The organism is Agrobacterium sp. 22-226-1, assembly GCF_053522345.1.
On sequence record NZ_JBNWCP010000012.1, the window covers coordinates 143,242 to 167,954 of the forward strand.

Below are 24,713 nucleotides of genomic sequence, written 5' to 3' on the forward strand. Positions count from 1 at the left end.
CTATCAGCCCAGAAGCTCGAAGGCGCTTTCTGCCACAAGCTTGCCGTTGATCGTCAGGTCGACCCTGTGAAGGCCGGGATAGTGTTTGCGGGTCGTGAAATCTCGTATGGCGCGGCTGATCGACAGCGCGCATGTCTCGCCGGGCTGAAGTTCGATCTCTTTCCACTTGAAGACTTTCGCGGAGGCGTCGCCGCTCTTCTTCACGTAGTGCACGGCGTAGTCGATCACCAGTTTCTGCGGCCATTTCGCCGTCGAGGTGAAAGAGGCTGCAATCCGCACCGGATTGCCGAGAACGACCTTGTTCGGCGTAACCTGAAACGCCGCAAGGGAAATTTCCGCTTCCTCATGCGCGCCGAGATGGGCAAGTGCGGCGGCATCGCCCTTCTTGATCAATGTGCGCAGGGCCTGCCGCGTGATCCAGCGTGTATGCGGATTGTCCTTCGGCCATGTATCGATCAGCGCCAGCACGAAAGCGGGATTGTCCTTGGTAATGTCGTTCAGATGGTTGGCGACGGATTTGCGTACATAAAGCGCCTCGTCCGCTTTCATCGTGTCGAGGATCGCGGCGACCGGCGAGGGATCGTCGATCAGGGGTTTGAGCTGGAACGACCATGGCAGACGCGGCCGGCAGCCTTCGCTCGCCAGCCGCCGCACATGTTCGTTCTCGTGCCGCGACCATGTTTCCATCACGGCGAGGGTTCGGGCCATATCCTTTTGCAAGAAATGCCGGATGGCGAATTCCGAGGAGCCGAAGCGGGTGAAATAATGCAGCGCTTCCATGGAAAGATCGAAATCATCAAGGCCGTAAAGCGCCACATATTCCGGCAGCGAAATGGAGGCGAAACCGTTGCCGATGCCCGGCGCTGCGGCGGTCAGGATTTCGATGTTGCGGGCATAGTCGCCGGGAAGCGTCGCATGCAGGCTCGTCGCCACTTGCCGCATGCGCTGCATGATGCCCAGCGCTTCAAGGTTTTCGGTGGCGAGCGCCATGAAGGCAGAAACGTCAAATGGCGGATGAACGGCCTTGGTTTCATCGGCGATATGCCGCAGTTTCTCGCGGTTGAAGATTTCCTTCAGTGCCGGTGCCGCCGCGTCGCTCATATCGCCCTCAAAGTTCACTTTTTGTTCTTTTAGGGGATGATGCAGACGAAAGCAAGCAGGACCGGAGCAGCGAAAAAACGCTGTGGCCGATTTTGCCTGTTCTCAGATCAATAAGGCCTCTCTTCCGTCATGCCGGACTAGATCCGGCATCCAGCCGACGCGCGTCTGCGCGGCGAATAGAGTCTTTTCAGCCCAAGGACTTGGGCTGGCTGGACCCCGGCTCGAGGCCGGGGTGACGAAGGTGCGGATGCTCCGGGTTCGCCAAAAAAGCGTCAGCTCATCTGGCTGACGAATTTGGTCTCCAGATAGGCCTGAACGGCTTCCGAGCCGCCTTCCGTACCATAACCGGAATCCTTGATGCCGCCGAAGGGGACTTCGGGAAGGGCAAGGCCGTTATGGTTGATGGTCAGCATGCCTGCTTCGACCTGATGGCTAAGGGCATGCGCGGTCTTGACCGAACCGGTGAAGGCGTAGGAGGCAAGGCCGAAGGGGAGACGGTTCGCTTCGGTGACAGCCTCATCGAAGGTCGAGAAGCGGTTGATGATCGCGACCGGGCCGAAAGGCTCGTCGTTCATGATCTTTGCTGCTGTCGGCACGTTGGCGAGGACCGTCGGCTCGAAGAAATTGCCCTTGTTGCCGATGCGGCGGCCGCCGGTCTTCAATTCTGCGCCATGGGAAACGGCGTCGTTGATGAGGCCTTCCAGCGCCGGAATGCGGCGCTCATTGGCGAGCGGCCCCATGATGACGCCGTCTTCCAGCCCGTTGCCGACCTTGATGGCCTTCGTCGCTTCCACGAAACCTTCAAGGAAACGGTCGGCCACGCCATCCTGCACGAGGAAGCGGGTGGGGGCGACACAGACCTGGCCGGCATTGCGGAACTTGGCAAGCGAGGTGACTTCGATTGCCTTGTCGATATCGGCGTCGTCAAAGATCATCACAGGCGCATGGCCGCCAAGCTCCATCGTGGCGCGCTTCATGTGCTTGCCGGCAAGTGCGGCCAGATGCTTGCCGATGGGGGTGGAGCCGGTGAAGGAAATCTTGCGGATGACCGGATGCGGGATCAGATATTCCGAAATCTCGGATGGAACGCCGTAAACGAGGCCGATGACGCCCGCTGGCACGCCCGCATCCACGAAGGCGCGGATCAGTTCGGCCGGCGATGCGGGTGTTTCCTCCGGCGCCTTGACGATGATAGAGCAGCCGGTGGCAAGCGCTGCGGAAAGCTTGCGGACAATCTGGTTGATCGGGAAGTTCCACGGCGTAAACGCCGCGACGGGACCGACCGGCAACTTGATGGCAAGCTGCGAAACGCCGGTTGCGCGCGCCGGAATGACCTGCCCATAGGTGCGGCGGGCTTCTTCGGCGAACCAGTCGATGGTGTCGGCAGCGCCCATGACCTCGGTGCCCGATTGCGCCAGCGGCTTGCCCTGCTCGCGGGTCATGATATAGGCGATCTTGTCCTTGCGCTCGCGCAGGAGATCGGCCGCCCTGCGCATGATCTTCGAGCGCTCGAAGGGCGAGGTGTCGCGCCACACCCTGAAACCGCGCTCGGCGGCGGCAAGCGCCAGATCGAGGTCTTCCTTCTCGGCATGCGCAATCGCGCCGATGATCTCGTCGGTTGCCGGATCAGACACGGCGATCGTCTTGCCGGAAACGGCGTCTCGCCATTCGCCATCAATGAGAAGTTTGATGTCGGGATAGGTGTGCATAGGGGCTACCTTCATGATGCGGCCGATACGGCGAAATGCCGTCCGGCCCGGAGACGTGAACAGAATTTTCCTGGCCGGACGATATCCGGCATCGCGGCTTTCGCTGCGCGGAACATGTGTCTGGATATTTCCGACGGGGGCTTCTGGAATTGTCGGAAACGGAAACGACAGCCTTTATATTAAGGTCCGGGCGGTATGTTTCAACCGTGCGCCCCGGCAATCGCCATGATTTTTCCGTGACGCAGAATTTGCCATTCGTCATTTCAATCCGGCACGCGGCCTGGGCGGTGCGTATCCGGCTGCCCCAGCCGAATCAGATGAAGCTTCGCGACGACGGAAAGGCTGTCGCCACAATTCGGCCTTTGTCGCACCCGACGAATTATCGGTAGGGGTCTCCGGAGCTTGTCGCTTGTGTCATAATGGGACGCGTGACCTGAAAAAATACAATAAGACGGAAAACTTATCCAAACGGTTTACTCAAAACCTAGAGAAAATACGGATAAAATCTCAGTGAGGATATAACATCCATTCCTGATATATATTGCTAGCGTCGGTTCCCTTAACCTTCAAAGGTTGGCGAAAACCCTCGACCTGAACGTTATCGATGGAGAAAAAGTATGAGTTTCGCCCGGGTACTTCTCAGTGCGTTCTTGTCGCTCGCGTGGCTTTCCTGTGCCGAAGCCGGCGAAATTGCCAAACCGCAAGGAAAACCAATATTAACCATATCCGGAAACATCGCCAATACGAATGGTGAGGGCGCCGCGGTTTTTGATCGTGACATGCTGGAAGCGCTCGGCATGGTGACGGTGGAGACGACGACGCCCTGGCATGATGGCCGCGTCCGTTTCGATGGTGTTTCGCTGGCAAAATTGATGGATGTCGTCGGCGCAAAGGGCACCAGCGTCACGGCGGTCGCTCTCAACGATTATGTCAGCACGATACCGATTGAAGATTTTAAGAAATTTAACGTTATTCTGGCGATCAAGCTGGATGGCAATTACATGACAGTTCGCGAAAAAGGCCCGTTGTTCGTCATCTATCCCTATGACAGCGATCCGGAGCTGCAGAAGCAGACGTATTATTCGCGGTCCGCATGGCAAGTTGCCAAACTGATAGTGGAATAAAGGTGCCGTTTGCGAAAACTTGTGGCGGTGATCATCTGTTGCTTCGTCCTGGCAACGGGCTATATCGCTTTCGTCATTGCCGAGCGGCAGACCGCTCTGCAGAAATTTGCCCGCTACAATGATTCCTGGGCCGTCAGCCAGACCGTAGCCGAATATCTGCGCCTCCAGAACAAACTGGCCGTGTTTGCGCTCAATCCCGGCAAGATCGACCGGGATGAGCTGCAACTGCGTCTGGATATCATGCTGAGCCGCCTTGAGCTTTTGAAGCAGGGCAATCTCGGGGCCTTCATCAATGAAAAACAGCAGTGGCGGGATCTCGTAACCCGCCTCGATGCCGTTCTGGCCCGTCTGGAGCAGCAGGTGAACAACCTCAATCCGGCCGAGGTCCCGGATCTGCTGGCGACGATGAGCGCGCTCGATGCGCCGATGACGACGCTCGCCTCCTCTTCCGTCGCTTATGACGTCAATCTGATCGATACGGCCCATGAGGATGTGCGCAAGCTGCATATCGTTTATACTGCGCTGGCGGGCGGCCTCATCCTGTGCGGTATCGCGCTTGTCATATTGCTGCTTCGCCAGAACGATCTTCTGAACCGTGCCCAGAAAAGCATGCGCGGCCTGACCGACGATCTGCGTGCCGCGACGCTGGAATTGCAGGCGAAGAATGTCCGGCTCGAACACGACGCCTATCATGACGCGCTGACGGGACTGCCGAACCGCGCGCTGTTCCGGCAGGAATTGATAGAGAGGTTGCGCCGATCCTTCGGCGGGACGGGAACGACGGCCATCCTCCTGCTCGATCTCGACGGGTTCAAGGACGTCAACGATACGCTCGGCCATGATGCCGGCGATGCGCTGCTTCAGGCCGTGGCGCAGCGCCTGTCGGCCATCGGCGGCGATTATGACATGGTCTGCCGCCTGGGCGGCGACGAATTTGCCGTCGTCTCCGACGATCTGAACGAGGATGCCGCCCGCCGTCTTGCCACGAAGCTCATCGACCAGATCAGCCGCACCTACCAGCTGGGGGAGCAGGAGGTCAAAATCGGCACCTGCATCGGCATCGCCATATCGCATGGTGCAGTGGATGCGGATGAATTGTTCAAGCGCGCGGATCTGGCGCTTTACGAGGCGAAAGCCATCGGCCCCGGTCGGGCGAGCGTTTTCAAGGTCCGCATGCAGAAGCAGCTGACCGAGAAGAAATCCTTCGAGGCCGACCTGCAAACCGCGTTGCAGAACGACGAGATGGAAGTCTATTACCAGCCGCAGGTCGCGACGCAGACCCGCAAGCTCTGCGGCTTCGAGGCGCTGCTGCGCTGGAAACATCCGGTGCGCGGCGATGTGCCGCCCAGCGTGTTCATTCCCGTTGCGGAAAGAACGGGTCTCATCCATTCGCTCGGAAAATGGGTGATGGAGACCGCCTGCCGCGAGGCGATGGGCTGGGACGAGGACATGAAGGTGGCGGTCAATCTGTCGCCGGTTCAGTTCCACAGCACCAGCCTCATCCAGAACGTCATGGGTGCGCTTGAGAAAAGCGGGCTGGAACCCAGCCGGCTCGAGCTTGAAATCACCGAATCGATCCTTCTCAACAAGAGCGACCAGACGATCAACACGCTGTCGCGCCTGAAGGCCGTCGGCATCAAGATCGCCATGGACGATTTCGGGACAGGTTATTCATCGCTCGCCAATCTGCGCGGCGTGCCCTTCGACAAGATCAAGATCGACCGCTCGTTCCTGCGCGATATCACCAGCGACCGCGACGCGCTGGCGATCGTTGAATTCGTGGTCGGCGTCGGCCGCAGTCTGCGGATGACGACGATTGCGGAAGGTATCGAGACGGAAGAGCAATATGAATGCGTCAGGCGTCTGGGCTGCGATCAGGTTCAGGGATATCTGATCAGCAGACCGTTGCCGGCCAAGGAGCTTGTGGCCTGGAGCTCTGTCTGAGACGCGCCTGTTTTGGCGGCGGCCGTATCTTGAATTTTTACCACGTCATAGTGTTGCTTGCGAAAACCGATACCGGTTGCCGCAACGATGCTGTAGAGCATTCCCGGTCGATATGGGATCGTTACGACGAAGCGCCCGGGTTTTGCGAAAAGGCTTGAGACATGGAAATACTGGACGTGCATGGAGTTGCCCTTCCCCTCTCTTCCGATGAGGTGTCACCGGTCATCTGGCAGGCGCTGACCGACGGCAGCTATGAGGCGAAAGAGGCCCGCAGCGTCCTGAAAGCCATCAAGCCCGGCGATCGCGTGCTGGAGCTGGGCTCCGGTATCGGGATCATCACCTCGATCATCGCCGGCATCGAGGATGTTTCCGTCTGGGCCTTTGAGGCCAACCCCTCCACCGCGGCGCTGGCAGAGCGGGTGATCAAGGCCAATTGCCGCGGCAATGTCGTGTTTTCGCAGGGGCTTCTCACCGCCGATGAGCCGAGCTCCTATCCTTTTTACGTCCGCAGGGATCTCTGGATGTCGTCCATGGACGAAAATCAGGGGCCCTATGAAAAACGCATCGAAATTTCTTCCGCCAATATCGATGAATTTATCGCCAGCCGGGGCATCACCGCGCTCGTGATGGATATCGAGGGTGCGGAACGCGATCTGCTCGGCAGGGCCGATCTGACCGGCGTGGAGCGGATATTCGTGGAACTGCACGACCATCTTTACGGTCTCGCCGGGGTTCGCGATATCATGCAGGCACTGACCGCCAAGGGATATGCCTATGATCCGCGCGGTTCACGCGGGCCATGTGTCCTGTTCTCGAAGGACGAGAGCCCGAGGGAATACGATCCCGAGGTGGACTGAGGCCGCGCCGAATTCACGGAACCGTACTCCGCTCATCCCCGTTCTCACATTTGCATGCGGGCGCGGAGCGGGTTGACACGTGTGCCGCAGTGGTATGCGGGTCGAGAAGATAATTTCATAAACAGCAATTCATTGCCAATTATTGTTGCAATTGTTGCAACCGTTATCCTGCGTCATCATCCCTCCATCAAACCGGCGCACACAGGCTGTGCCGCAGATGCCAACGCAACCGAAGGAGTAACGATCATGGGCTTTGTTAAGACGACAGACGGCACCGAAATCTTCTACAAGGACTGGGGCCCGAAGGATGCCCAGCCGATCATGTTCCACCATGGCTGGCCGCTCTCGTCCGATGACTGGGATGCGCAGATGCTGTTCTTCGTTTCCAAGGGGTTTCGCGTCGTCGCCCATGACCGCCGTGGCCATGGCCGTTCCGCCCAGGTCGCCGACGGTCATGACATGGATCACTACGCCGCCGACGCCTTTGCTGTCGTTGAGGCCCTCGATCTGAAGAATGCCGTCCATATCGGCCACTCCACCGGTGGCGGCGAAGTCGCCCGTTATGTCGCAAAACATGGCGAACCCGCCGGCCGTGTCGCCAAGGCGGTTCTCGTTTCCGCCGTGCCGCCGCTGATGCTCAAGACCGAGGCCAATCCGGAAGGTCTGCCGATGGAGGTTTTTGACGGCTTCCGCTCGTCGCTCGCCGCCAACCGCGGCCAGTTCTTCCGCGATGTGCCGGCTGGCCCGTTCTATGGTTTCAACCGCGATGGCGCGACCGTGCATGAAGGCGTTATCCAGAACTGGTGGCGGCAGGGCATGATGGGCGGCGCAAAGGCCCATTATGACGGCATCAAGGCCTTCTCGGAAACCGACCAGACCGAAGACCTGAAGAATATCAGCGTTCCGACGCTGGTGCTGCATGGCGAAGACGACCAGATCGTGCCGATTGCCGACTCCGCGCTGAAATCGGTGAAGCTTTTGAAAAACGGCACGCTGAAGACCTATCCCGGCTTCTCGCACGGTATGCTCACCGTCAATGCCGATGTGCTGAACGCCGATCTTCTGGCCTTCATCAAGGGCTGATCCTTCTGCAAAATCAAAATGCGGCCGAGCGTTCGGCCGCATTTTGCGTTTCGCATCAGGCCATGTGGCCTCGCCAGGCATTGCGGTAAGAAGCGAGACCGGGAATGTCGTGTGGCGTGAAATGGCGCTCGCGACCGGGAAGCGGCTTGATGCCGGTGAGCAGGGCCGCACCGGCGCTGGTGCCCGTGGATCCTTCTACCGCCGTTACTTCGGTCTCTGCAAAGCCGGCCAGTGCCTTCAGATAAAGGGTGTTGCTGGCGAAGGGGCCTTCCACAAGGATCGGACCTTTCCGCCCGATGAGCGAGAGGCTGCAGTCGGTCATCAGGGCAAGATAAAGCGACGTCGCTACGTGCCGTTCCGCCGCCGTGGCATTTTCATCGCCAATCCAGCGCGCCGCCTTGTCCGGAAAGGGGCCGGAGCCGCTGACGACGCTCGGCAACAGCATCGTGCCGTTGGCAACCACGCCGCCGAGGGCCGCGTCTGTCGCTTCGTCTTCCGCTGTCCCGAATTGCTGCGCCAGCATTTCATATTCCCTGCCGCCCATGAAGCGCGACGAGGGAACGGGACGGCCGAAAGCATCGACATTCAGGAGTGTGTCACGGGTGGGATCGAGTGCGCCCGTCGCGCCGCCGATGGCGAAATTCACCACCCAGGTGCCGGTGGAGACCACCGAAAAATCACCGTCCCGGCGCAGAAGATGCGGCAGGAGGGATGCGTTGGAATCGTGGATGCCACAATAGACCGGCATATGCGGTGAAAGACCGGTTTCCAGCGCCAGCGACGGGCGGATTGTTCCCAGCACATCGAAAGCGGAGCGGACCGGCGCCATCAAATGTTCGATATCGAGACGCGCGACGAGCGAGGAGAAACTTTTCCGCCGCGGGTTCCAGAGATCCGTATGGCAGCCGAGCGAGGTCGTTTCCGTGGCCTGAATGCCCGTCAGCCGTCCCGCCCAATATTGCGCATAGGTGACGATGCTGCGCACTCTGGAGAAATCGTCCGGAAAGGCCGTTTTCTGGAAATGGATTTGCGCGCCAAGGTTCAGCCCGGCGGGAAGCTGCGGTGAGCCGGTCTCGGCAAAATCGGGCCTGATGCCGCGATAGGCTGCCTCAATGGCGGCGGGATAGCCGTGTTCGTAGTCGAGCACCGGCATGGCGAGATCGCCATTGCCATCGAGAAGTGCTGCCGAAGCGCCATGGGTGGTAATGGAAATCGCATCGAAACCGGGCTTCTGGCCGAAACGCTGAAGCGCGGAGAGAATGAAACGCCAGAGCATTTCCACATCGTAATGCGGATAAATTCCGTCGCGAAGGACGGGGTTCGCCTGTTTCTCAGCGGCAGTCTCTTCGCCGCTGCCGGTGTCGATGACGACGACCTTGGCGTTGGTCTTGCCGATATCGATGACCGCAACGCGGCCCGGTTTGACGCTCTCGCTCATGGCAGATGGAACACCGTTACCAGATCTTTCGCGACCGGCGAATGATCGGCATTGCTTTCCATGATATCTGCCATATGCGCCCACCACTTCTTCATCACGGGGTGGTCGGGCAGCGCCGCCATGCCGTGGTTCTTGGGGCGCGTCAGCAAGCCGAACAGTATGTTGGTTTCCGGGTCGAGATGGATGGAGTAATCGCTCACGCCCGCCTCGCGCAGCAGCGCCACCAGTTCCGGCCATATCTCGTCATGGCGCTTTTTATATTCGGCCTCTTTTCCGGCAAAGAGTTTCATCTTGAAGGCGTGTTTTTCAAGTTCCGGCATGGCTTAACTTCTCATGGCGCGAAGGCGGCGGACGACGATGGGGATGGCGATGGTGACGATCAAAAGCAGGCCGACGAAGATCGACATGACGATACCAGGCACGTTCAGCAGCCCAAGACCAAAAGTGACAAGGCCCATGACGAAGGCGGCGATGACGACACCGGCAATGGTGCCGGAGCCGCCGAGAATGGAGACACCGCCCAGCACCACCATGGTCACCACCTCAAGCTCCCACCCCTGAGCGATCGACGGGCGGGTGGAGCCGAGACGGGAGGTGAGGCAGACGGCGGCGATGCCGCTCATCAGGCCGGTGAGCAGGAAGAGGATGAACTTCACCCGCTCGACGGGAATGCCGGAGAAGCGGGCCGCGAAGGGATTGGTGCCGATGACATAGACTTGCCGGCCGAAATTGGTGGCGTGCAGCAGAATGGCGAAGAGGACGGCCATGACGATGAACAGCACGAATTCGAAGGATATGACGGAGATCACGTAACCCTGGCCGAAATAGGCGAAGTCGGCCGGATATTTGCCATAGGCCTGATCGCCCAGCACAATGTAGGAGATGCCGCGAAACAGGCTCATCGTGCCGATGGTGACGACGATGGACGGCAGTTTCAGCCCGGCGACCAGAAAGCCGTTGAAAGCCCCGCATAAAAGCCCGGCGCCGATGCCGATGGCGACAAGGCCGGGCGTGCCGACGCCCATCTGCACCGCCGCACCCATGGCGGTGGAGGCAAGCGCAATGATGGCGGCGACGGATAGATCGATTTCACCGGCAATGATCAGCAGTGCCATGGCAAAGGCGATGATCGCCTTTTCGGTGAAGTTGAAGGTTGCGTCGGAGAGGTTCCAGGCATTGAGGAAATAGGGTGAGGCGAGCGAATTGGCGATGAAGATCAGGATCGCAACGCCAAGCAGAAGCACTTCCCAGCTGGCCATGACACGGCGCAGCGGCGTACCGAGCTTGTCGGGGATGATGCGGGGTGTCTGTGTCGGTTGCGAGGTCATGCTGCGGCCTCCTTGGCCTGATCGGCTGCCGCCCGGTCGCGCAGGATGATGCGGCCTTTTCGAGCTTCGGCGCGGGCGTTGAAGACGACGGCAAGCACGATCACCACGCCTGATATCGCCATCTGTGCGAATGGCGAGATGCCGATGACGGGCAGGGCGTTCTTGATGACGCCGAGGAACAGCGCGCCAAGCACGGCGCCGGCCACCGAGCCGATGCCACCGGCAATCGAGATGCCGCCAATCACATTGGCCGCCACGCTGTCCAGTTCGAAACCGGCGGCGATATCGACATAGGCAACCGCATAACGCGATACCCAGAGATAGCTGGCGAGACCGGCCAGAGCGCCTGACAGCACGAAGGCGAAGAAGCGCGTGCGGCCGACATCGATGCCCGCATACACGGCTGCACTCGGATTACCACCCGATGCATAGGCCGAGCGGCCGAAGGAGGTGCGGCTGAGCACCAGCCAGGCCCCGGCGATGATGAGGATCGCCACCCATGAAAGAACCGGCATGCCGAGGATCACGGTGCGCGGTACATTGAGGAAGGTCGGCGAAAGCTGGTGTGCATTCACCCAGCCGCCGCCCGACAGCACGAAGGCCATGCCGCGATAGATGGTGAGCGTGCCGAGCGTGACGACGATGGGCGGAATGCCGAGCCACCAGACCAGAACGCCGTTGAGCGAGCCGAGAAACGCACCGATGCCGACCGCCATGGCGATGAGAAGCGGCAAGGGAATACCCGGAAAGGCGGCATTGGTCATCGCCACGGCCATGCCGGTAAAGGCGAGATTGGCGGCGACGGAGAGATCAATGGATTTGGTGAGAATGACCGCCATCTGGCCAAGCGCCAGAATGATGAGGATGGACGTGTCGTTGAAGATATTGACGAGATTGCCGGGCCGGCTGAAACCGGGCGCGCGCAGCGCAAAACCGGCGATCATGACAATGATGATGCCCGCCAGCAGCCATTCGCGATTTTTGAGTAGACGTTGCATGTGGTTGCCCCTCTCAGGCATTGCCGGTGGCGGCGCGCACCAGCTTTTCCGGAGAAAAATCGGCGCGTTCGAACTGGCCAGCCATCAGGCCTTCGCGCATGACGATGGCACGGTCGGACATGCCGAGGATTTCTGGAAGTTCGGATGAAATCATGATGATGGAAAGCCCTTCCGCCGCAAGCTCGCTGATGAAGCCATGCACGGCGGCCTTGGAGCCGATATCGATGCCCTTGGTCGGCTCGTCGAGGATGATGACCTTGGGCTGGGTGGCGAGCCACTTGCCGATCACCACCTTCTGCTGGTTGCCGCCTGAAAGCGTGCCGACCGGCACGGAGAGTGCGGCGGCGCGAAGGTCCAGCCGCGAGGCATATTTGCGCGCCAGCGCGAATTCATTGGCGGAGGCGAGAAACCCTTTGCGCGAGGTGCGCGTGAGAGAGGGCAGCGACATGTTCTGGTAGATCGGCATGTCCAGCGCCAGCCCGTGGCGGCCGCGCTCCTCCGGTACATAAACGATGCCGGCACGGATCGCGTCTTCCGGCGAACGAATGGTGAGCCACTGGCCGTTCAGTGTCACCTCACCAGAGGCCGGGCGGGTGATGCCGAACAGCGACTGGCAGAGTTCGGAGCGCCCCGCGCCGATCAGCCCGTAAAGGCCGAGAATCTCGCCCTTGCGCAGCTCGAGCGAAATATCGCGGAATTCCGTCTGGTGCGAATAATCGCGAACCAACAACACCGTTGGCCCCAGCGTGACGGCTTGCTTGGGGAAGGCGTTCGTCACGTCGCGACCGACCATCAGGCGCACGATCTCATCCTGTGGCGTGGTGGCGAGTGTGCCGGCTCCGACCATTTTCCCGTCGCGGAACACGGCGTAATTCTCCGCGATTTCATAGACTTCATCGAACTTGTGGCTGATGAAGAGGATCGCCTTGCCCTGCCGCTTCAGGTTCTCGACGATGCGGAAGAGATCATCGATCTCTTTGCGGGAAAGCGCAGCCGTCGGTTCGTCCATAATCACGATGCGCGCCTCGACCGACAACGCACGGGCGATGGCCACCAGATGGCGCTGGGCGATCGAGAGATCTTTCAGCCGGATGGAAGGATCAATGGTGCTTTCCAGTTGCTCCAGCAGAACCCTGGCGCGCTCATTGATGGTCTTCCAGTCGATGAGGCCGAAACGACCTTTGGGCGCATGGCCGAGGAAGATGTTTTCGCCGACCGAAAGTTCGTCGAACAGAACGGTTTCCTGATGAATGGCGGTGACACCGGCATCGATGGCATCTTGCGCACCGTGAAAGGTCACAGCCTTGCCATCCAGCAGGATTTCGCCCTCGTTCGGGCGGTAGATGCCGGTGAGGATTTTGACGAGCGTGGATTTGCCCGCGCCATTCTCGCCGATCAGCGCGGTGACCTTGCCGGGATAAAGCGCGATATCGACGCCATCCAGCGCTTTCACGCCGGGGAAAATCTGGCTGATGCCGCGCATTTCCAGAATGGGCGTGGCGCTGGAAGTCGCTGGGATGTCTATGGTTTGGGTTTCAGCACGCATCATTCCGTCTTACCGGTCAGTTTTGATTGAAGCGGCGAGGGGCACCCCCCTCTGCCCTGCCGGGCATCTCCCCCTCAAGGGGGGAGATCGGCAAGCGGATAGCACCCTGCCTTATGGATCGAGCGGGTGCGGCATATCGATCTCCCCCCTTGAGGGGGAGATGCCCGGCAGGGCAGAGGGGGGTAGCCTCCGCACCGCCGGATATTATCAAGATCAGAAAATCTTCGAGAACTGATCGATATTCTTCGCGTCATAGATGAACGGATCAGCCATGGCCGCTTCGCTGTTTTCGCCAACCTTGATCTTGCCCATGCGGCCGGCTTCGATTTCCGAGCCCGGCTTGCCGTCGGCTTCGCCCTTCACAAGGCGATAGGCGATCTGGGTGGCGGAGTAGCCGAGGTCGATCGGGTTCCAGATGGCGAATTCCTTGGTGGCGCCTGATTTGATGGCGCCGGCCATTTCAGACGGCAGGCCAAGGCCCGTCACATAGACCTGACCGATCTTGCCCGCATCCTTCACCGCCTGCGAGGCGGCGAGAACGCCAACCGTCGTCGGCGCGACGATGACCTTCACATTCGGCTGCGAGGAGAGCAGGCCCTGGGCTTCGCGGTAGCTCTTGTCGGCCAGATCGTCGCCGTAGACCGTGGTGACGAGGTTGAGGCCGGGGAAATCCTTCAGCTGCTTTTTCATCTCGTCGATCCAGATATTCTGGTTCGTGGAGGTGGTGGTAGCCGAAAGAATGGCGAAATCGCCCTTGCCGCCTTCCAGATGCGATGCGGCGAGCTGCAGGCACATCTTGCCGATCAGCGCGTTGGACGAGGGGTTGAGCTGGAGAATGCGGCCTTCCGGCGCAACACCGGAATCCCAGGAGATGACCTTGATGCCGCGCTGGGCCGCCTTTTTCAGCGCCGGAACCACGGCATCCGGGTCATTGGCGGAAATGGCGATGGCATCGACGCCCTGCGCGATCAGCGAATTGATGACTTCGATCTGGCCTTCGGCCGTGGTGCTGGTCGGGCCGGTATAGATGATCTCGACGCCGCTGAGGTCCTTTGCGGCCTCCTGCGCGCCCTTGTTGGCGGCTTCGAAAAAGCCGTTGCCGAGCGATTTGACCACCAGTGCGATCTTTACATCGGCGGCCTGGGCAACGCCGCCCAGCCCTGCGACGGAGAGCGCCGCGCTGAGCGCAAGAGCGCTCGTCAATGTTCTGCGTGTAAGTCTCATGTCCCTTTTCCTCCCGTTTTGAACCTTTTTCCTCCCTCCGGTGCTCCTCAGGCGACCGAAGAAGAATCCTCTTCATCCGGTGGGGCGGTTGTCTTGCCATCCCTCACCGCGCCGACGACCAGTAGTTCGACGCCGGCATCTTCCACCATCCTCGCCGCCTCGTCGGAAATCCCGTCATCGGTAATGATGGTCGAGACATTTTCGAGCGGGCATAAAATGAGGCTGGAACGTTTTCTGAATTTCGAAGAATCGACCATCACGATCAGCTCTTCCGCCTGTCGCATCAGCTTCTGCTCGCTCTGGATAACCAGCGCGTCGGATTCCATGATGCCGAGCGCACCCACGCCCTGCGCACCGAGAAAAATCCGCCGCGCATAAAAATTGCGAATCGCATCATTCTCGAAAGGCGACAGGATAAGGCTCTGGTCGCGATAGATCGCGCCGCCCGGCACGCTGACACTGCATTTGGAATGTTTGACCAGATGCTCTGCAATCGCGAAGGAATTGGTCATCACCTGCAGGCGGCGTGCCGCCATGTAATGCACCATCTGGAATGTCGTCGTGCCGCCATTCAGGATGATTGCGTCGCCATCATTGCAGAGATCGACCGCTTTGCGCGCAATTGCGCGTTTCTTGTCGATATTGACCGATTCGGAAACACGGAAAGGGCGGGCGGCAAGATTGCCGAGCTGCGGCGGATGCACCGCTTCCGCTCCGCCGCGCACGCGCCGCAACTTGCCCTGAACGTGCAAAGACGCGATATCCCGGCGGATCGTCGCTTCCGACGCATCCGTGAGTTCAGCAATATCCTGCACCGTCACGACAGCTTTTTCCTGTGTGGCGCTCAAGATGATGCGATGGCGTTCGCGTTCGTGCATGGGGTCCTCCTGACCGTGATTATTCGCAATCTCTTTACGTTGTCAATCAAGAGCGATCAAATTAATCAATATCGCGCTGCAACATGAAAATTTATGATCGTTTTTGATTGACATTATGCTTTTGGATGCGCGATATCTGCCATCAAAGGAGGCGGGCCGGTATCGGCTCCGCGAATGCAGACAGATATTGGGAGGAAGACATGACGGGAAAATCCCGCCTTCTCGAAAGCCGTTGGGACGATGCCTATGCCAGAACGCTCGATGAGCCGGGCAAGCTGCTTTATCGCTCCAATCTGCTCGGTGCCGACAAGCGCATCACCAATTATGGCGGCGGCAACACATCGGCGAAGGTGCTTGAGACCGATCCGCTGACGGGCGAGAAGGTCCGCGTCATGTGGGTGAAGGGCTCCGGCGGCGATGTCGGCACCATCAAGCTCGATGGTTTTGCAACGCTTTATCTCGAGAAACTGGAAGCGCTGAAGGGCATTTACAAGGGCGTTGCGGATGAAGACCGCATGGTCGGCTTCCTGCCGCATTGCACCTTCAACCTCAATCCGCGCGCGGCTTCCATCGATACGCCACTGCACGGTTTCGTGCCTTACGATCATGTCGACCATATGCATCCCGATGCGATCATCGCCATCGCCGCCTCGAAGAATTCGAAAGAACTGACGCAGCAGATTTTCGGCGATGATATCGGTTGGCTGCCCTGGCGTCGCCCCGGTTTCCAGCTCGGTCTCGATCTCGAAGCTTTCGTCAAGGCCAACCCGAAGGCCAAGGGCGTCGTGCTGGAAAGCCATGGTCTCTTCACATGGGATAATGACGCCAAGGCGTGTTACGAGCTGACGCTTGCCATCATCAACAAGGCGATCGAATGGTTTGCGGCAAAGACCGAAGGCAAGACGATTTTTGGCGGCGCGGTGGCGAAGAGCCTGCCCATTGCCGAACGCCGCGCCATTGCCGCCCGGTTGATGCCGGAAATCCGTGGCCGCATCGGCCGTGAGGAACGCAAGCTCGGCCATTTCGACGATCAGGACGCGGTTCTCGAATTCGTCAACTCGAAAGACCTGAAGCCGCTTGGGAACCTCGGCACATCCTGCCCGGATCACTTCCTGCGCACGAAAATCCGCCCGCTCATCCTTGATCTCGATACGGCGAATCCGGATGTGGACGCGCTGACGGCGGGTCTCGACAAGGCGCTTGAAGCTTACCGCGCCGATTATACCCGCTACTACGAGGCCTGCCGCCACGACAATTCGCCGAAGATGCGCGATCCAAATCCGGTGATTTTCCTGATCCCCGGCGTTGGCATGTTGTCCTTCGCCAAGGACAAGGCGACGGCGCGCATTGCCGGCGAATTTTACGTCAACGCCATCAACGTCATGCGTGGTGCTTCCACCGTGTCCGAATATCAGGGTCTTCCCGAACAGGAAGCCTTCGATATCGAATATTGGCTGCTGGAAGAAGCAAAGCTTCAGCGGATGCCGAAGCCGAAGAGCCTTGCCGGCCGGGTGGCATTTGTCACCGGCGGTGCTGGCGGTATCGGCCGGGCAACGGCGGAAAGGCTGGCGGGCGAGGGCGCCTGCGTTGTGCTGGCCGATATCGACGAGGCGGCCCTGGAAGCCGCCAAGGGCGATCTCGTCAAGCGTTACAGCGCTGACGCGGTGCGCAGCGTGAAGCTGGATGTGACGAAAGAGGATGCCGTCATTGCGGCCTTCGCGGAAGCGAGCGTGGAATTCGGCGGCGTGGATATTCTCGTTTCCAATGCCGGTATTGCCTCTTCCGCACCCGTGGAAGATACGACGCTTGCCATGTGGAACAAGAATATCGACATTCTCGCCACCGGCTATTTCCTCGTTTCGCGGGAAGCGTTCCGGCTGCTGCGGCGTCAGAATCTTGGCGGCAACGTGGTATTCGTTGCATCCAAGAATGGCCTTGCTTCCTCGCCCAATGCGTCCGCCTATTGCACGGCGAAAGCTGCGGAAATTCATCTCGCCCGTTGCCTTGCGCTTGAGGGGGCGGAAGCGGGTATCCGCGTTAACACCGTCAATCCCGATGCCGTGTTGCGTGGTTCGAAAATCTGGAATGGTGAGTGGCGTGAGCAGCGCGCGGCTTCATCCAAGATCGAGGTGACCGATCTGGAGGAGCATTACCGCAAGCGCTCAATGCTGAAGCTCAACGTCTTCCCGGAAGACATCGCCGAGGCGATCTATTTCCTGGCCTCCGACGCTTCCGCCAAGTCGACCGGCAACATCATTAATGTTGATGCCGGTAACGCGCAGAGTTTTACGCGATAAGGCGTTTGGCGCGTTCTTATTTCCGTCATTCCGGCCTTGAGCCGGAATCCAGCCAGCCCAAGTCCTTGGGCCGAAGGAACTTATTCCGCCGCGCAGACGCGCGTCGACTGGATACCGGCTCAAGGCCGGTATGACGGAGATGAGGTCGATAAGCTAAGCATGCACTGGACCGATTCCCGGGAGGAAAAGATGACCGAGACGAAAATCGCCGCCGATGTGATTGCGGCTGAAAACGAGAAGCGCGCCGGCGCACAGAAAGACGACTATCAGGCGCTGGGCAACCAGCTTGCGCGCCGTAACATCGATATCGATTCCGTTACGGCCAAGGTGGCGGAGTTTTTCGTCGCTGTGCCCTCCTGGGGCGTTGGCACCGGCGGCACCCGTTTTGCCCGCTTTCCGGGCACAGGGGAGCCGCGCGGCATTTTCGACAAGCTGGATGATTGCGCCGTCATCAACCAGCTGACGCGCGCTACACCAAACGTCTCCCTGCATATTCCGTGGGACAAGGAAGACCCGAAGCGGCTGAAGGCCCATGCCGATGCGCTGGGTCTCGGCTTCGACGCCATGAATTCCAACACGTTTTCGGATGCGCCGGGCCAGAGCCATTCCTACAAATATGGTTCGCTCAGCCACACGGATGCCGCCACGCGCCGTCAGGCCGTCGAGCACAACATCGAATGTATCGAGATCGGCAATGCCATCGGCTCAAAAGCGCTGACGGTGTGGGTGGGCGATGGTTCGAACTTTCCCGGTCAGAGCAATTTCACCAGAAGTTTCGAGCGTTATCTCGCCGCCATGGCCGATATCTACAAGGCGTTGCCGGATGACTGGCGCATCTTTTCCGAACACAAGATGTATGAGCCGGCCTTTTATTCTACCGTCGTGCAGGACTGGGGCACCAATTACCTCATCGCCAATACGCTCGGCGAAAAGGCCTTCTGCCTCGTCGATCTCGGCCATCATGCGCCCAATACCAATATCGAAATGATCGTCGCCCGGCTCATCCAGTTCGGCAAGCTCGGCGGTTTCCATTTTAACGACAGCAAATATGGCGATGACGATCTGGATGCCGGTTCAATCGAGCCATACCGCCTGTTCCTCGTCTTCAACGAGCTGGTGGATGCCGAACATCGCGGCGTGAAGGGTTTCCATCCCGCTCATATGATCGACCAGTCGCACAATGTGACGGACCCGATAGAAAGCCTGATCTCCAGCGCCAACGAAATCCGCCGCGCCTATGCGCAGGCGCTGCTGGTGGATCGCGCGGCTCTCGACGGTTACCAGCAGGACAATGATGCGCTGATGGCTTCCGATATGCTGAAGCGGGCCTATCGCACCGATGTCGAACCGATTCTTGCGCAGGCCCGGCAATTGGCGGGCGGCGCTATCGATCCGGTGGCGACTTATCGTGCGAGCGGCTATCGCAAGCAGGTGGCGGCGAAGCGCCCGGCTTCGGTTGGCGGCAGCGGCGGCATTGTATAGGGGCGTTGTTTTTTGGGGGGACGTCCCCCACACCCGTCACCCCGGACTTGATCCGGGGTCCAGTGCGATCAAGTCATTGATCGCGCAAGAGTCTTTCACGGCGCAGACGCGCCGTGGCTGGATGCCGGATCGAGTCCGGCATGACGGAAATAGTGTCACTTCCCCGAAGGCGATTGCCGGCGCACTTGAAATGTATGTTCCGGCCCGGGAAACGCCCCCGAGCGAACTTCATCGGCATAGGCTGCCGCTGCTTCGGAGACCGTTGGGCCAAGATCGGCGAACCGCTTGACGAATTTTGGTTTGAAATCGGTGAAGAGGCCGAGCATGTCGTCGGAAACGAGCACCTGCCCGTCGCAGGCCGGCGATGCGCCGATGCCAACCGTGGGCGCGGCGAGTTTTTCGGTCAGTTCGCGGGCGAGCGGCTCGACGGTGCCTTCCACGACAATGGCGAAGGCGCCGGCCTGATCCACCGCAATCGCGTCGCGCCAGATTTTTTGCGTTTCCGCGTCCGAATGTCCGAGCGAGCGGAAGCCGCCGGCGGTGTGAACCAGCTGCGGCATGAGCCCGACATGGCCGAACACCGGAATGCCGCGCGCCACCAGAAAAGCGATAGTCTCCGCCATTTCCTCGCCGCCTTCCAGCTTCACACCGTCGCAGCCGGTTTCCTGCATCAGCCGCACGGCATTGCGGAACGCCTGTTCCTTGGATTCCTGATAGGTTCCGAAGGGAAGATCGATGATGACGCAGGCTCGATTGACGCCGCGCATTACCGCGCGGCCATGGGCGATCATCATATCCAGCGTGACGCCGACCGTGGTATCCATGCCGTAAAGCACCATGCCGAGGGAATCGCCGACCAGGAGCAGATCGCAATGCGGATCGAGCAGGCGGGCAATCGGCGTGGTATAGGCGGTCAGGCAGACGATGCGCGCCTCGCCTTTCATCTGCCGGATGGAGGCCGTCGTCAGCCGCTTGTGTTTTCCATGGGCGCTCATTCGGCCGCCTCCCGTTGATTGATCCTGTCGCGCCCGATGACGCGGTTGTCGAGGAGCCGCGTGCTGCCGAGCCTGACGAACAGCGCCACCAGCACAGGTCCCGCCTGCAATGAAGCAACGGGGGTGAGCGTATCGGGATCGCGCACCGCAACGACTTCCGGTGAGGCCAGCGGCTCGGCGGCGATGAATTTTTCTATCGCGGCTTCGAATGCGGCGGGGTCGTCGAAGCCCTCGCCATAAAGCCGTTCCGCCTCATCAAGTGCCTGCGGCACGATCACGGCGGCGGCACGTTCCGCGTGGCTCAGATAGACATTGCGTGAAGAACAGGCGAGCCCATCCGCCTCACGCACCGTGGCGACGGGAACGACCCTGACCGGCTGGGCGAGGTCCTCGACCATGCGGCGTATCAGCGTCACCTGCTGATAATCCTTCTCTCCGAAATAGGCGGCATCCGGCTGGACGAGGTTAAAAAGCTTGGTCACGACGGTCGCAACACCGGCGAAATGCCTCGGCCGCACCGCGCCTTCCAACTGGCTGCCCAGTTCGGGCACATCCACCACGGTCTGCATCGGGCGCGGATACATCTCGGAGACTTCCGGTGCGAAAAGAATGTCGATGCCCGCCTCTTCCAGCAATGCGCTGTCGCGGGCGAGATCGCGGGGGTAACGGGCCAGATCCTCATTCGCACCGAATTGCAGCGGGTTGACGAAGATCGAAACCACCGTCACGTCGTTTTCCGCCCTGGATTGGGCAACAAGCGTCAGATGGCCGATATGGAGAAAGCCCATGGTCGGCACGAAGCCGATGGTTTTGTCCGCACGGCGAAAGGCGGCGGTGGCATCCCGCAATTCGGCGACGGTTTTTACAAGCTGCATGGGTCTCCTCCGGCTTCCCCAATCGCTGCCCGGCGAAAGGTGCTGGATAGAACTCGATTTGCCGAACGGGGTCAACGGACGCACCGGGATTATATCGATTAACCCTATGACGACTTTCGAGAAAACCGGTGCTCGGACAGATGGCGGCGATCACTCCACCCAGAGCGGTTTCCTTTTTTCGGCAAAGGCCAATCGCCCCTCCCGCGCCTCGTCGCTGCCGCTGATCGTGGCGATGACGTTTTCGGCAAAGGCGAGCCGCTCGCTGGATGGCATATCGCGCATCGTCAGCAACGCCGCTTTTCCGGCCGCGATGGCGCCCGGCGCATTCTGCCGCAACCGTGCTAGAACATCCTCGACCACGCCATCGAGTTCCGCCGACGGGACAACCCGATTGACGAGGCCAAGGCGCTCCGCATCAGCGGCGTTTATCGCAGCGCCGAGATAGGCCATTTCCTGAAGCTGGCTAAGGGGAATCTTTGCCAGAAGCTTCGCCGCCACCATGGCCGGGAAAAGCCCGACGCGGACTTCCGGCAGGCCGAATTCGGCATTGTCGGCGGCATAGGCGAGATCGCAGGCGGCGACGAGGCCAAGCCCGCCGGCCAGAACCCGGCCGTTGATGCGGGCGATGACGGGCCTGTCGCAGCCCTCGATGGCACGCATCACATCGGCGATAGGGTTGGTTCCATCCCGCGAGAGGAACATGCCGCCAGCGCTTTCCTTCAGATCGGCTCCGGAGCAGAAGCTGCGGTCTCCCGCGGCCGTTATCACCACGGCGCGCAGGGCGTGGTTGCCAGATGCCGTGCGGATGGCCGTCGTCAGCGCGTCCGTCATCGCGGCATTCAGGGCATTGTGCACCTCCGGCCGGTTGAGCGTCAGCCAGAGAACGTCCCTGCGCCTTTCGCTCAGCAGTTCATCCGCCATGCGCGTCACCCTCCTGTCTTGCTGCAAGCAGCGCCTTGCCGGCGCGGGCCGCATTCGGTCTGCCGAGATGCCGGCTGATCCAGTCTCCGGTTTTCGCCACCGTCATCAGGTCGATACCGGTTTTAATGCCAAGCCCGTGCAGCAGATAAACGACGTCTTCGGTGGCGACATTGCCGCTGGCGCCCGGCGCAAAGGGGCAGCCGCCCAGCCCGGCCACCGAACTGTCGAAGACGGAGATACCTTCATCCAGCGAGGCCAGCACGTTGGCGACGCCCTGCCCATAGGTATCATGGAAATGCATGGCGAGTTTTTCACGCGGGATGCGGGCAGACACCCGCTTGATGAGATTGCGAATCTGGTCCGCCGTGCCGACGCCGATCGTATCGCCGAGCGAAATTTCGTAACAGCCAAGCGCGATGAGCGCTTCGGCCATCGCCGCCACCTCATCTTGTGCAACCGTACCGTCATAGGGGCAGCCGGCTATGCAGGAGACGTAACCGCGCATGAGGATGTTCCGGCCGGCCGCGGCTGATGCGACATCGCGCAGGCGCTCGAGGCTTTCGGCGCGCGAGCAGCCGATATTGTGCTGGCTGAACCCTTCGGATGCGGAGACGAAAACGGCGATTTCCGTCACGCCGGCTTCAAGGGCGGCCTCGAAACCTTTCATATTGGGAACGAGCGCCGGATAGGCGGTGCCGGGTCGCCTTTCGAGGCCCTGGAACACCTCTTTCGAACCCGCCATTTGCGGCATTTTTTTGGGTGAGACGAAAGCACCCGCTTCCACCGCCGTCAATCCGGCTGCGGCCAGCCGTTCGATCAGCTCGATCTTGATGGCGGCTGGAACCTCGGCGCTTTCGTTCTGCAAGCCATCACGCGCGCCCACTTCGACGATTTTTACCTTTCGCGGCCAACTCATCTCAGCCGCCCTCCGGCTCGAAATCCACCAGCACCGCACCGGCCGCGACCATATCGCCCTCGTTGCAATTGATGGCCGTGACGGTGCCTTTCGCCGGCGCGCGGATCGTGTGCTCCATTTTCATCGCCTCCATCACCACAAGGGCCTCGCCGGCCTCAACCGCGGCACCGTTGCTGCTCAGCAAGGCGCGGATGACGCCGGGCATGGGTGCTTCCAGACCGCCGGTATGGGGAGCGGAATCCGCGACATCGACAGGATCCGGCTGGCTGATGCGATAATGTTCGCCACCCAGAAAAAGCGCGTAACGGCCATCCTCTGCAAAGAAATGGCCCTGTCTTTTCTTATCTTCCACGGTCGCACGGAATTTACCGTCCTCGAAAAGGTTGCCATGGGCGCTGATCGCCCGTCCGTCGATCTCCAGCGAAAAGCCGTCCGCCGCGTGCGTGACGCCGACGCCAAGCGGCTGGTTGTCAAACACGAAATACAGCGTTTCCCTTGCCGGCGCGTTGAGGCGGAAGGCGGCCGTCGTGTTCCATGGGCTATGGGGATCGGCCTGGGAACCCGGCTTTCCGTTTTTTTGCCGCGCAAGCAGCAGGCCAAGCGCGGCCATGGCTATCTCGTTCCTGTCCGTTGCTGCCGGAGCAAACAGCGCCGCTTCATTACGGGCGATGAAGCCGGTATCGAGATCGGCGTTCGCGAAGGCCGCCAGTTCCGCAAGCCGCGTCAGAAAGGCGGCATTGCTGGTGACGCCGCAGATCGCCAGATTTTCGAGCGCCAACCGCAGACGTCGCACCGCCGAGGGGCGATCTCGGTCCCAGACGATCAGCTTGGCGATCATCGGATCGTAATGCACGGTGATGGCGTCGCCGGCGCGGATGCCGCTGTCGATCCTGACGTGAGGGCCCTGATCGGGAAAAACGAGATGGTTGATGGTGCCGATCGACGGCAGGAAATCATGCGCCGGGTCTTCGGCATAAATCCGCGCCTCGATGGCATGGCCGTTTATGCTGAGACCGGTCCAGTCTTCCGGCAGGGCCTCTCCGTTGGCGACGCGTATCTGCCATTCGACCAAGTCGAGACCGGTAATATATTCCGTGACCGGATGTTCGACCTGAAGCCTCGTATTCATTTCCATGAAATAGAAGTCGCCGGAAGGGTCGAGCAGGAATTCCACCGTTCCCGCGCCGCGATAATCGATGGCGCGGGCGGCGGCGACCGCCGCTTCATACATGCGCTGCCGAAGCGCATCGGGCAGGCCGGGGGCAGGGGCTTCCTCTATGACCTTCTGGTGCCGGCGCTGGATCGAGCAGTCGCGCTCGAAAAGCGAAACGCAATTGCCGTGGCCGTCGGCAAAGACCTGCACTTCCACATGGCGCGGGCGTTCAAGGTATTTTTCGATCAGCATGCGGTCGTTGCCGAAGGCGGCCAGCGCTTCGCGTTTTGCGCCCGCAAGCTCCGCCGCAAATTCGCGCTTTTTCCGTACGATGCGCATACCCTTGCCGCCGCCGCCGGCCGAGGCCTTGAGCAGAACGGGATAACCTATGGCGTCCGCTTCGTTGCCCAACCGTTCCTGCGCCTGATCCTTACCGTGATAGCCGGGAACGACCGGAACGCCGGCTTTTGCCATCAGCGCCTTCGCCTCGCTTTTCCCACCCATGGCGCGGATTGCCGCTGCAGGCGGGCCAATGAAAACGAGATCGGCGGCGGCGCAGGCTTCGGCGAAACCGGCATTTTCCGAAAGGAAACCGTAACCCGGATGAATGGCTTGCGCGCCGCGGGCTTTTGCGGCGGCGATGATTTTTTCGCCGTCGAGATAGGAGGCTCGCGCAGGGGCAGGGCCGATGGCGATGGCCTCGTCGGCAAGCGCCACATGCATGGCGTCACGGTCGGCGTGCGAATAAACGGCGACCGTGCGGATACCCATCTTGGCGGCGGTGCGGATGATGCGGCAGGCGATTTCGCCCCTGTTGGCGATCAGTATTTTCGAGAACATGGTC

At 60.3% G+C, this 24,713-nt stretch carries 20 protein-coding genes and 1 pseudogene; 6 read left to right on the forward strand and 15 right to left on the reverse strand.

Annotated elements, in window-relative coordinates:
- Positions 1 to 3 precede the first annotated feature (3 nt).
- Together ACQZ5K_RS19795 and ACQZ5K_RS19800 are read right to left on the reverse strand one after the other, a co-directional pair.
- The gene (locus tag ACQZ5K_RS19795; protein WP_448741167.1) at positions 4 to 1,101 is read right to left on the reverse strand and encodes a DNA alkylation repair protein; all 1,098 of its coding nucleotides are present in this window, start codon (positions 1,099 to 1,101) and stop codon (positions 4 to 6) included.
- Between the two features lie 272 nt (positions 1,102 to 1,373).
- The gene (locus ACQZ5K_RS19800) at positions 1,374 to 2,810 is read right to left on the reverse strand and encodes an NAD-dependent succinate-semialdehyde dehydrogenase (protein WP_448741168.1); all 1,437 of its coding nucleotides are present in this window, start codon (positions 2,808 to 2,810) and stop codon (positions 1,374 to 1,376) included.
- A gap of 617 nt (positions 2,811 to 3,427) precedes the next feature.
- On the opposite strand from ACQZ5K_RS19800, the gene ACQZ5K_RS19805 reads away from it, so the two are divergent.
- The 4 genes from ACQZ5K_RS19805 to ACQZ5K_RS19820 all read left to right on the forward strand — a co-directional run bounded on the left by ACQZ5K_RS19805 (position 3,428) and on the right by ACQZ5K_RS19820 (position 7,818).
- Positions 3,428 to 3,934 (forward strand): putative pterin-binding protein, encoded by a 507-nt coding sequence (locus ACQZ5K_RS19805; RefSeq protein WP_003522565.1) that lies wholly within the window; start codon positions 3,428 to 3,430, stop codon positions 3,932 to 3,934.
- 9 nt (positions 3,935 to 3,943) lie between these two features.
- On the forward strand, positions 3,944 to 5,878 hold the full coding sequence (locus ACQZ5K_RS19810; protein ID WP_137004863.1) for a putative bifunctional diguanylate cyclase/phosphodiesterase: 1,935 nt from the start codon (positions 3,944 to 3,946) through the stop codon (positions 5,876 to 5,878).
- A 161-nt stretch (positions 5,879 to 6,039) separates the two neighbouring features.
- Positions 6,040 to 6,735 (forward strand): FkbM family methyltransferase, encoded by a 696-nt coding sequence (locus ACQZ5K_RS19815; protein WP_003522567.1) that lies wholly within the window; start codon positions 6,040 to 6,042, stop codon positions 6,733 to 6,735.
- 246 nt (positions 6,736 to 6,981) lie between these two features.
- Positions 6,982 to 7,818, forward strand: a complete 837-nt coding sequence (locus ACQZ5K_RS19820) for an alpha/beta fold hydrolase (RefSeq protein WP_448741169.1) — start codon at positions 6,982 to 6,984, stop codon at positions 7,816 to 7,818.
- A gap of 55 nt (positions 7,819 to 7,873) precedes the next feature.
- Here ACQZ5K_RS19820 and ACQZ5K_RS19825 read toward each other — a convergent pair whose 3' ends face one another.
- The 8 genes and pseudogenes from ACQZ5K_RS19825 to ACQZ5K_RS19860 form a co-directional block, all read right to left on the reverse strand.
- Positions 7,874 to 9,256 carry an FGGY-family carbohydrate kinase gene (locus tag ACQZ5K_RS19825; protein ID WP_448741170.1) on the reverse strand — a complete coding sequence of 461 codons (1,383 nt, stop codon included), beginning with the start codon at positions 9,254 to 9,256 and terminating at the stop codon, positions 7,874 to 7,876.
- Entirely contained in the window at positions 9,253 to 9,576 is a 324-nt protein-coding gene (gene rhaM, locus ACQZ5K_RS19830; protein ID WP_448741171.1) for an L-rhamnose mutarotase, read from the reverse strand. The genes ACQZ5K_RS19825 and rhaM overlap by 4 nt, the downstream gene beginning before the upstream one ends.
- A 3-nt stretch (positions 9,577 to 9,579) precedes the next feature.
- Positions 9,580 to 10,584: an ABC transporter permease gene (locus ACQZ5K_RS19835; RefSeq protein WP_448741172.1), complete on the reverse strand. Its 1,005-nt coding sequence runs from the start codon at positions 10,582 to 10,584 to the stop codon at positions 9,580 to 9,582.
- Entirely contained in the window at positions 10,581 to 11,582 is a 1,002-nt protein-coding gene (locus ACQZ5K_RS19840) for an ABC transporter permease (RefSeq protein ID WP_080820961.1), read from the reverse strand. The genes ACQZ5K_RS19835 and ACQZ5K_RS19840 overlap by 4 nt, the downstream gene beginning before the upstream one ends.
- 13 nt (positions 11,583 to 11,595) lie before the next feature.
- The gene (locus tag ACQZ5K_RS19845; RefSeq protein ID WP_448741173.1) at positions 11,596 to 13,131 is read right to left on the reverse strand and encodes a sugar ABC transporter ATP-binding protein; all 1,536 of its coding nucleotides are present in this window, start codon (positions 13,129 to 13,131) and stop codon (positions 11,596 to 11,598) included.
- A gap of 34 nt (positions 13,132 to 13,165) precedes the next feature.
- Positions 13,166 to 13,323: pseudogene (locus ACQZ5K_RS19850) on the reverse strand (bifunctional diaminohydroxyphosphoribosylaminopyrimidine deaminase/5-amino-6-(5-phosphoribosylamino)uracil reductase RibD); the annotation flags it as partial.
- Between the two features lie 18 nt (positions 13,324 to 13,341).
- Positions 13,342 to 14,352 (reverse strand): rhamnose ABC transporter substrate-binding protein, encoded by a 1,011-nt coding sequence (gene rhaS, locus ACQZ5K_RS19855; protein ID WP_448741174.1) that lies wholly within the window; start codon positions 14,350 to 14,352, stop codon positions 13,342 to 13,344.
- A 47-nt stretch (positions 14,353 to 14,399) separates the two neighbouring features.
- Entirely contained in the window at positions 14,400 to 15,230 is an 831-nt protein-coding gene (locus ACQZ5K_RS19860) for a DeoR/GlpR family DNA-binding transcription regulator (protein WP_137004855.1), read from the reverse strand.
- A 200-nt stretch (positions 15,231 to 15,430) separates the two neighbouring features.
- On the opposite strand from ACQZ5K_RS19860, the gene ACQZ5K_RS19865 reads away from it, so the two are divergent.
- Both ACQZ5K_RS19865 and rhaI read left to right on the forward strand, forming a co-directional pair.
- Positions 15,431 to 17,527, forward strand: coding sequence for a bifunctional rhamnulose-1-phosphate aldolase/short-chain dehydrogenase (locus tag ACQZ5K_RS19865; RefSeq protein WP_448741175.1), 2,097 nt, complete (start codon positions 15,431 to 15,433; stop codon positions 17,525 to 17,527).
- Positions 17,528 to 17,716: 189 nt separating this feature from the next.
- Positions 17,717 to 19,009 carry an L-rhamnose catabolism isomerase gene (rhaI, locus tag ACQZ5K_RS19870; protein ID WP_448741176.1) on the forward strand — a complete coding sequence of 431 codons (1,293 nt, stop codon included), beginning with the start codon at positions 17,717 to 17,719 and terminating at the stop codon, positions 19,007 to 19,009.
- A 155-nt stretch (positions 19,010 to 19,164) separates the two neighbouring features.
- On the opposite strand, the gene panB is transcribed toward rhaI, so the two are convergent.
- The 5 genes from panB to ACQZ5K_RS19895 all read right to left on the reverse strand — a co-directional run bounded on the left by panB (position 19,165) and on the right by ACQZ5K_RS19895 (position 24,709).
- Positions 19,165 to 20,004 carry a 3-methyl-2-oxobutanoate hydroxymethyltransferase gene (gene panB / locus ACQZ5K_RS19875; protein ID WP_448741177.1) on the reverse strand — a complete coding sequence of 280 codons (840 nt, stop codon included), beginning with the start codon at positions 20,002 to 20,004 and terminating at the stop codon, positions 19,165 to 19,167.
- Positions 20,001 to 20,879, reverse strand: coding sequence for a pantoate--beta-alanine ligase (gene panC / locus ACQZ5K_RS19880; RefSeq protein WP_448741178.1), 879 nt, complete (start codon positions 20,877 to 20,879; stop codon positions 20,001 to 20,003). The genes panB and panC overlap by 4 nt, the downstream gene beginning before the upstream one ends.
- Positions 20,880 to 21,029: 150 nt before the next feature.
- Positions 21,030 to 21,800: an enoyl-CoA hydratase-related protein gene (locus ACQZ5K_RS19885; RefSeq protein ID WP_448741179.1), complete on the reverse strand. Its 771-nt coding sequence runs from the start codon at positions 21,798 to 21,800 to the stop codon at positions 21,030 to 21,032.
- The gene (locus ACQZ5K_RS19890; protein WP_448741180.1) at positions 21,790 to 22,716 is read right to left on the reverse strand and encodes a hydroxymethylglutaryl-CoA lyase; all 927 of its coding nucleotides are present in this window, start codon (positions 22,714 to 22,716) and stop codon (positions 21,790 to 21,792) included. The genes ACQZ5K_RS19885 and ACQZ5K_RS19890 overlap by 11 nt, the downstream gene beginning before the upstream one ends.
- A 1-nt stretch (position 22,717) precedes the next feature.
- Positions 22,718 to 24,709: an acetyl/propionyl/methylcrotonyl-CoA carboxylase subunit alpha gene (locus ACQZ5K_RS19895; protein WP_448741181.1), complete on the reverse strand. Its 1,992-nt coding sequence runs from the start codon at positions 24,707 to 24,709 to the stop codon at positions 22,718 to 22,720.
- Positions 24,710 to 24,713: the final 4 nt, after the last annotated feature.